Raw genomic sequence first — 8,200 nt, forward strand, 5'->3', positions numbered from 1 at the left:
CGAGCAGTTGGATACGCTCCGGCGGGCGCTGGGAATGGCCGAACCGAAGACGGAGTCCAGCCTTCAGACTACCGGTCAAAAGCTGTCAGCCTGAGATGGATTCTACAGGAGAATTCGGACTTGACCGAGACAACCCCGAGTGCAGAGGGGATGTGAGTTGGGCGAACTACCGCCCTTGCTCTCCCGCCGGGTGCCCCAGGGACGGTCTACCGAGCAATCACCGCTGCTGTCTGCGGGTCAGCTTCCCGGAGAGCCCGGCACGGCGCCTGCTGAAAGGCCACGGAAGCTGCCTGCGCCTGCGGATGCGGGGTTTGACAAGCTGGAGTTCGTCCCTACGCTTTGAGGGCCAGAAGATGGACAACCTGAAGCCATTTCTTGCGGATGTGCTGAGTGGCGTAGCTGCTCAATACGCCGACATCCGGGTTGAAGAGTCGGAGGAGACTGGCATCGTCTATCGGGGGCAGGAACTCGACCAGATCGGGCGTTCGCTTGAGCGGGGCGGGTGCATCCGCGTGTTCCACAATGGCAACTGGGGTTCGGCGAGCTTCAACCAAATCGACGAGAAGCTGAAGGGTCTGGCCAAGGACGTAGCAGCCGGGGTCGAGGCTTTGCCGGCCAAACCGGAGACTCTCGGCTCGCTGCCCGCGCTCAGTGACAGCGTGACCGTACCGGAGGCAGACGACCCGCGAGAGGTTCCGCTGGCCGACAAGCATGCGCTCATCAAGCACTATAATGACATCCTGCTCAAGACCGCTGGCATCACTACGACGATGTCGATGTACCACGATGCCTTCCGCACGACCACGTTCCTCTCGTCCGAGGACCGCTGCATCACACAGGAGTCAGTGTACACCGGTTTCATGTGCCGCGCCCTGACCCGCGACGGCACCAACGTGCAGGACTATCATGACACGTTTGGTAAGACCGCGGGTTTCTCATCGCTTCAGAACCGCGAGCCGATGGTCGAGCGGATTGCCAAGGTGGCCATCGAACTGTTGAAGGCTGAGCCGGTTCCGGCCGGGAAGTACGACGTTATCATCGACCCATTACTGGCCGGTGTATTCGCCCACGAGGCTTTCGGGCACCTGAGCGAGGCCGACTTTCTGTCTACAAATGAGCGGCTGCGGGAGTTGATGAAGATCGGGACCAGGTACGGGGTCGATGAACTGACGATAGTAGACGACGGGACGATGCCGGGCGAGCGGGGCAGCTTCCGCTACGACGACGAGGGCAGTCCGGCGCAACGAACCGAACTCATCAAGGAAGGCCGCATTGCCGGCCACCTGCACGACCGGCAGAGCGCACAGCAGATGGCCGAGAAGGTGACAGGTAATGCCCGCGCGGTATCGTACCGTTTCTCTCCCATCGTCCGGATGAGGAATACCTACATCGAGCCGCGAGCTTTCAACATCGAAGACCTGCTTGATTCGGTCGAGCGCGGGCTGTACGTCTGCGGGTCGCGCGGCGGGATGACGGAGCTCGAGTCGTTCACCTTCTCATCCCAGTACGCGCGGCTGGTTGAGCACGGCCGGCAGACGAAGATGGTTCGCGACGTGGTGCTCTCCGGCAACATCTTCGAGACGCTCAAGAACATCGCCATGATCGGTGACGACCTGGTGATGTTCGGCGGGCTCGGCGGCTGCGGCAAGAACGGTCAGGGACCGCTGCCGGTCGGGCTGGGCGCGCCGCACATCCTGATCCGGAACGTCGTGATCGGCGGAAGATAGAACCGGATGTCTACCACCAAGACACAAAGGCACCAAGTTCGGGCATCAGGCCTGAACCCCAGAACCCCAGAACCCTCGAACCCGTTTCTTGAGTAGCTGATGGAAGACCAGATTCTGTCGCTGGCTGAGGCGCGGGGGGCGCAGGCCGAGGTGTTCGGTTCCGAAGAGACCCGGACGGTCGTCGAGTTCCGGGCGAATGAGTTCCATTCGCAGGAGAGCCGGCTGACTCACGGTCACGGACTGCGGGTGGTGAAGGGCGGTAGGGTCGGATTCAGTTCGAGCAGCAATCCGGACAAGGTCGGCGAGCTGGTCGACGCCGCATTCGAGACCGCCGAGTTCGGCAAACAGTGCTGTTTCGAGTTCCCCGGACCGGAACCAAGCCCGGCGGTGAAGACCTTCGAGAACCGGGTGATAGTGCTGCCCGCGCTGAAGATGATTGAGTGGGGCCGGGAGCTGGTCGATGCAGTGCGGGCCCGGGTTCCGGGCCTGAAACTCGACGTGACCTTGGACCGCACCTACGGTGAGACTGTGGTCGCGAACAGCGCCGGACTCAACAAACGCTTCGCACGAGCCAATCTCCAACTCTCTGCCACCGGCCTGCTGGTCAACGACGGGCTGGTCTGGATTTCGGAGTTTGAGAACCTGTCGTCGGGTAGTCCGCCGTCGATCGGCGCGCTGGCCGACCGAATCGAGGAGCGGGCCATCCTGGCGCGGTCGCGAGCGCGGCTGGCGACCGGAACCTACCCGGTAGTCTTCATGCCGACCGCGGTGCCGGACCTGCTCTATCCGCTCCTGGTCGGAGTGGGCGGCAAGCAGCTGGAGAAGGGCGTGTCGCCGCTCATCGACAAGGTGGGGCGGAAGCTTGTGGACGAGAAGATCACCATTGCCGACAACGGACTGCGCGATTTCGGGACGGCGTCCGCCCCTTTTGATGCGGAAGGTGTGCCGCGACGCCGGATCGAGCTGTTCGACCGCGGCGTGTTCAACGGGTTCTTGTTCGACCTGGCGACCGCGGGTGCCTGCGGCGCCGAGTCAACCGGTTCGGCCGTGCGCGACTACACAGCTCAGCCTCAGCCCGGGAAGAGCAACATCCAGCTCCTGCCCGGTGCGGCGCGCCTGAATGAGACGCTGGCAGGTATCCGCCATGGTCTGCTGGTCCATGAGTGCATCGGTGGCGGACAGTCGAACGTGCTGGCCGGAGATGTCGCGCTGAATGTGTCGTCCGGCCACTTGATCGAGAACGGCAAGGTGACCGGGCGCGTCAAAGATACGATGATTGCCGGGAACGTGTACGAGATGTTCGCCAACGTGGCGGCGGTAGGAGACACCGTCCGGGACCTCGGTTCATACCACGTGCCCTTCGTGATGTTCCCCAGGTTGAAGGTCGCCACGCGCGACTAGAAAGAGGAGCAGATGAAACGTACCAAAGGGAAGGGTATCAAACTAGCAGGGAATCACGGGCGGAGGGGACGGAGCCGGGCAATTGGAGCTCTTGATCCCGGAACCCTCGACCCTTCTCCTCTCGAAGTCTCGCCGGAACGGCTGGTCTGGACCTGCCCGACCGACTGCCTGAAGTTCGATACGACAGATGACCTGCGGGTCACTGACGGTATTGTCGGCCAATCGCGGGCAGTCGACGCGCTGAACATGGCGCTGGAGATAGAGTCGATCGGGTACAACGTCTTCGTCTCCGGTCCGGTCGGCACCGGCCGGACTACGACGGTCAAGAACCTGCTCGAGTCGACGCGGGCCCGGCCCACGGAGCTCGACGACAAGTGCTACGTTAACAACTTCCGCGACCCGGACCAGCCCCGGCTGCTCTGCCTGCCCGCAGGCAAGGGACAGGAGTTCCGCAGCGACATGGACGCCTTCGTCGACTTCCTGGTGAAGAACGTGCCGCTGCTGCTCGAAAGCGACGCCTACCAGCAGCGGCGGCAGGCCATCGTTGACGGGTACAAGGAGCGGGGCGGAGCCAGGGTGCGCGAGTTCGAGAAACGCGTGCTCGCCGAGGGCTTTTCCCTGGTCCAGACCGGGCCGCTCGCGCGCCCGGAACTGGCACCTATCGTCGAGAAGCAACCGGTCAGCGTTGACGCTCTGCCGGCCCTGGCGGAAGAGGGTAAGCTCACCGCTGAGCGTGTCGGGGAAATCAAAGCGCGCTACCAGGAGCTGAGCGGTGAACTGGCGGCCATCTTCAAGGAGATCCGCGACCTGGAAAAGGAGGCTCGCGACGCCCTGGCAAAGCTCGACGACAGCATCATCCGCCCGGTGGTCGAGGAACGGCTGGCAGACATTGAGGAACGCTGCCACGGTCGGAGGAAGAACCACGCGCCGAAGCATGGCAGGCACCTGTACTGCTACGACCCGAAGGCGATGCACGACTACCTGGCCGAGGTCAAGGATGCTATCCTGACCCGGCCTGACGCGTTCCGCCAGAGGCCTCCGGCCGATGGCGAGCCGGTGGCCGCCCCAATCGACCCGTACCTCGAGTTCCGGGTCAACGTCCTGGTCGACAACTCCCACACCCGGACCGCGCCGGTGATTTTCGAGACCAACCCGAACTACAAGAACCTGTTCGGTTCGATCGACCGGGTCTGGGACCGGGGAGGGCAGTGGCGGGCGGATTTCTCCAGGATCAAGGCCGGATCGGTGCTGCGGGCGGACCACGGCTTCCTGGTTATCAACGCGCTGGACGCGCTGACCGAACCCGGCGTCTGGCAGGCGCTCAAACGGACCTTGCGCAACCGGCAGCTTGAGATCACCGGCGGCGACCCGTACTCCGCCTTGTTCGGCGCGGTCGGGCTGAAGCCGGAACCGGTGGCCATAGACCTCAAGGTCATCATGATAGGCGACCCCCAGATCTACTCGCTGCTGGCCGGCGCGGACGAGGACTTCAAGAAGGTCTTCAAGGTCCGAGCCGACTTCGACTGGGTGATGGACCTGAGCGAAGAGGCAGTCGCCGACTATGCGCAGGTCGTGAAGGCGCTGTGCCAGAAGGAGAAGCTGCGGCCGTTCGACCGCTCGGGCGTGCTCGGGGTCATCGAGCACGGGGCGCGGCTGGCGGGACGGCAGAACAAGCTCTCGACCCGCTTCAACATCATCACCGAGCTGCTGACCGAGGCGAACCACTGGGCGGGCAAGGCCGGGGCGAAGGCCGTTGGGTACGAGCACGTGCGGCAGGCGATAGACCGCCGCCGGGACCGGGTCCGGCTGTCCGAGGTTAAGCTGCAGGAGGCAATCCGGCAGGGGACCATTTTCATCGACGTGACCGGAGTCAAGGCAGGGCAGGTTAACGGGCTGGCGGTCTACGACACCGGTGAGCACGCCTTCGGCATCCCGACCCGGATCACCGCCAAGACCGGGGTCGGCGCTGCCGGAATCATCAACATCGAGCGCGAGGCCCAGCTCTCCGGACCCACTCACGACAAAGGTGTCTTCATTCTCGCGGGCTACCTGCGTCACAAGTTCGCTAGCCGCCAGCCGCTGATCCTCTCCGCCTCCATCTGCTTCGAGCAGTCCTACGGCGGAGTGGACGGTGACTCGGCCTCGTCAACCGAGGTCTATGCATTGCTCTCCGACCTGTCCGGCTTGCCCATCCGGCAGGACCTGGCCGTGACCGGCTCGGTCAACCAACTGGGAGAGGTCCAGCCCATCGGCGGCGTCAACTGGAAGATAGAGGGCTTCTTTGAAGCGTGCCAGGCACGCGGCCTGAGCGGGAAGCAGGGCGTGCTCATCCCGAAGGCCAACCTGCCCGACCTGATGCTCAGACCCGAAGTGGTGGCCGCGGTCAAGGACGGCAAGTTCCACATCTACGCGGTCTCGACAATCGACGAGGGCGTCGAGTTGCTGACCGGCCTTCCGGCCGGCAGGGCCGACGATAGGGGGCACTATCCGCGCGAGACCGTCAGCGGCCGCGTGATGGCGCGGCTGGCCGAACTGGCCCGGCTCTACCAGGACTTCAAGCCGGACAAGAACGGCAAGGACAAGCCGAAGAAGAAGGCCGCCAGGCCGGAGAGAAAGCTCCCGCGCCGCGGACGGCGCTAGCCGGATACCCTCTGCGTTGCGACGCCCGGGCCCGGCCCGGGCGTCTGCCTTTCCCGGCAAGACAGGCCTTGACTGGATAAAGTCAACTAAATAAACTTTCAATGTGGTCAACCATATCGCCGCGGCGGTGTTCTTCTATGTCATGCTTTCGCTGGGCGCCGCCCCGGCGCCTGCCGCCGGAACCAGATACGCCCGGGCGCGCTACTGGCTGCTCAACTGGCACCTGGGACCGGCGTATCTCGATTCCTGTGCTGCCGTTCTCGCGCCAGCCGTCGGCTGCGGAGCGGAGCGGGAAGAGAGGCTCGAGCTCCGCGCCCGGCTGCTGATGGTGAAGGGCGACCGAGAGTCGAGTCCGGCGTCGAGGGCCGGCTGGTATGCCTCCGCGCGCGCAGCGGCCGAGACCTTGCGCGCGCTGAACGAGCGAAATCCCTCCGGGCACGTCTGGTGGGCAGTGGCGCAGGGGAGAATCCTCGAACTGCAGGGGATGGTTGCAGCGGCGAGGGGCGCGGCAGCGGTGCGGCGGGAAAACGAGCGGGCGCTGGAGCTCGATCGCGACTGCGCGCTGGCCGGCTTCGCGCTCGGGCGGATGTATGAGGCACTTCCCGGCCTGCTCGGCGGCGGAGCGAAGAAGGCTGAGGTCCGGTACCGACGCGCGCTCGCCAGCGACTCGAACTACACTATCATCCGGCTGGCATTGGCCCGGGTGCTGGTGAGGCTGGGCCGCTGCGAAGAGGCGAGGGCAGAACTGGGACGGCTGCTCGCGACGGCCAGTCCGTCCAACCCGGCCGAAGCAGCGTTGGAAGACCGTCCGACAGCAACAGCGCTGCTGGATTCGCTCGGCGGCAGCGAGCCGGCCCGGGCGGGCAACTAGCTCGTCCGCGGCGTGAAGACGAGGGCCGCGGAGTTCAGGCAGTATCGTAGCCGGGTCGGCGGGGGGCCGTCGGGAAAGACGTGGCCGAGGTGTGCGTCACACAGCGCGCACAGGATCTCCACCCGCTCCATACCGTAGCTGCGGTCAGTCCGCTCGGTGATGTTCTCACTCGCGAATGGCTGGTAGAAGCTCGGCCAGCCGGTGCCGGACTCGAACTTCGCATCCGAGGAGAACAACGGCAGGCCGCAGCAGACACAGCGGTAGACACCAGGTTCCTTGTTCCTCAGCAGCCCGCCGCAGAAGGCGGGCTCGGTCCCTCGGTAGCGGGTGACGCGGTACTGCTCGGGCGTCAGCAGCCGCTTCCACTCCGAGTCCGGCTTCACGACCTTGTCCACGGTCTCCGGCGCGGCCGTCTTCCCGTCCGTGCCAAGGAAACGAACCACTGCTTTTCCTGCCGGCAGATTGCTCACGATATCACCCTCCGCTGGTCCAGACTTTGTATCAATCCTCGCCCCGGCGCTATACCCGCCGCAAGAAAACGCAACAACAACGGCTGCAGACAGCGCCAACATACGCCATACAGTATTTTTCATCCTGCAATTGGTTAGACTGCCTCTCAGTGCGGGAGGTTTTGGCTCAGACGGGTCGAGTCGGCTCAATTCGCCATGGGGAGTATCTGTGTCCGCGACCGCTATGTTGCCGGCAACCGTCAGGTGCGAAGGGCTCGACCGCTCAGTTGCCCGGGACCGGGGGCACCCACTTGATGTTGCCTAGAGCGTTGTCGTGGAAGGTGTTGGCCTGCTTCAGTGCCAGCGTGTCCGGGACCGAAGCGGTCTTGAAGCTGACGCCCCAGCCCGCGCTGTAACCGAAATCGCAGCCGGTTATGACCGGGTTGCTGTTCTTGACGTAGAGCAGGCAGTCGCCGTTCTGGCCGCCGTACGAGAAGTCGCAGTTCCGGAACTCGCTCTCGCCGATCTGGTTGCCGTAGACGTAGACGCCGTAGAAGCTGCCCGGCGACGGGCTTGCGGACGCCGAAGTGAACCTTACCCGTCCCGCCGTACCGTCGGCGACGATCCGGGCCGGCGTGGGCGTGCCCGCGTTGCCCACCTTCAGCGTGCCGAGGTCCTTGAACCGGATCTCGGTGCCGGGCTGGATGGCTAGGACCGGGCTGTTCGACGAATGGAACACGTAGACGTCCCTGATGACATAGGACACGCCGAGGTCGGGCCAGGTCGTGCTGACCGGGAGCCAGCCGTACAGCTCCACGCCGGTGGAGTCGTTGCCTGAGAAGACGTTGCCGTCGGCGAGCTGCGGGCCGACGTGCATCGCGTAGCTGAGGTTGGCAGTGATCTGGTTGTCGCGGAACGCACCGAAGCCGGAGCTGTCCACGCAGAAGACCCCGAACCCGGCGCTCTGCCGTACTATGCAGTCGCTTACTACGGAGAGCACTAAATGTTTGACAGCTTGAGGTCATGTTGCCGCATATCGGACGTGCTCTTCCGCAAAGTAACTCCTGACCACTTCTGGCTGGCGTTGCCGGCTGCGTAGGTAGGATCGGGCC

Annotated in this window: 6 protein-coding genes; 4 read left to right on the forward strand and 2 right to left on the reverse strand. The window is 64.3% G+C overall.

The features are described from left to right. The first annotated feature begins 95 nt into the window (after window positions 1-95). The 4 genes from FJY68_12425 (at window position 96) to FJY68_12440 (ending at window position 6,639) form a co-directional block, all read left to right on the forward strand. Window positions 96-1,727: a TldD/PmbA family protein gene (locus FJY68_12425; protein MBM3332630.1), complete on the forward strand. Its 1,632-nt coding sequence runs from the start codon at window positions 96-98 to the stop codon at window positions 1,725-1,727. Window positions 1,728-1,826: 99 nt separating this feature from the next. Further along, window positions 1,827-3,128, forward strand: coding sequence for a TldD/PmbA family protein (locus tag FJY68_12430; GenBank protein ID MBM3332631.1), 1,302 nt, complete (start codon window positions 1,827-1,829; stop codon window positions 3,126-3,128). 12 nt (window positions 3,129-3,140) lie between these two features. Then, window positions 3,141-5,768, forward strand: a complete 2,628-nt coding sequence (locus FJY68_12435; protein MBM3332632.1) for an ATP-dependent protease — start codon at window positions 3,141-3,143, stop codon at window positions 5,766-5,768. A 103-nt stretch (window positions 5,769-5,871) separates the two neighbouring features. Further along, window positions 5,872-6,639: a tetratricopeptide repeat protein gene (locus tag FJY68_12440; GenBank protein MBM3332633.1), complete on the forward strand. Its 768-nt coding sequence runs from the start codon at window positions 5,872-5,874 to the stop codon at window positions 6,637-6,639. Here the strand turns inward: FJY68_12440 and msrB are convergent. Together msrB and FJY68_12450 are read right to left on the reverse strand one after the other, a co-directional pair. Further along, on the reverse strand, window positions 6,636-7,211 hold the full coding sequence (msrB, locus tag FJY68_12445; protein ID MBM3332634.1) for a peptide-methionine (R)-S-oxide reductase MsrB: 576 nt from the start codon (window positions 7,209-7,211) through the stop codon (window positions 6,636-6,638). The genes FJY68_12440 and msrB overlap by 4 nt on opposite strands. A 160-nt stretch (window positions 7,212-7,371) precedes the next feature. After that, entirely contained in the window at window positions 7,372-8,088 is a 717-nt protein-coding gene (locus FJY68_12450; protein MBM3332635.1) for a hypothetical protein, read from the reverse strand. Window positions 8,089-8,200: the final 112 nt, after the last annotated feature.

The organism is candidate division WOR-3 bacterium, assembly GCA_016867815.1.
Taxonomy (GTDB): domain Bacteria; phylum Hydrothermota; class Tepidihabitantia; order Tepidihabitantales; family Tepidihabitantaceae; genus UBA2258.